The organism is Vibrio sinensis (assembly GCF_003605645.1).
Lineage (GTDB): Bacteria > Pseudomonadota > Gammaproteobacteria > Enterobacterales > Vibrionaceae > Vibrio > Vibrio sinensis.
On the sequence record NZ_QVMU01000157.1, the window covers coordinates 1 to 469 of the forward strand.

The window sequence follows — 469 nt, forward strand, 5'->3', positions numbered from 1 at the left end:
TTCACCATCGATGCGATTGATGATTTCCTCAAAGAGGGCTCAGAGGCACTGCATGTCGCCGTCGACAATGTCTCCGATAACGGTCAGTTTGAAGCGGTGGCTGCCGATCCCGATCATGGCTCGGTCAGCAGTGCGATTGTTGATGAAACCACGCCTGATGCTGATGACACTGTGTATGTCAAAATCAGCGTGGATGCAGATAGCGCGACTGAGGGCGGTGAGCTAACTTACACGCTCACACTGGTTGATAGCGATGGCAATCCAGTGACGCCTCCGGCAGGAACTCAAGTTTCAGGCGATCTGAATTGGTCTGGCGCGGCGGCTGGCGGCGCTGACACCAGCGCACTTCCTGAGAGTTTCACCATTGGCGATTCAGGCTCGTTTGAATTCACCATCGATGCGATTGATGATTTCCTCAAAGAGGGCTCAGAGGCACTGCATGTCGCCGTCGACAATGTCTCCGATAACG

Annotated in this window: 1 protein-coding gene; it reads left to right on the forward strand. The window is 54.2% G+C overall.

The features are described from left to right. A partial coding sequence (locus tag DZ860_RS24585) for a hypothetical protein (protein WP_165862961.1) occupies positions 1-469 on the forward strand: 469 nt, incomplete at both ends.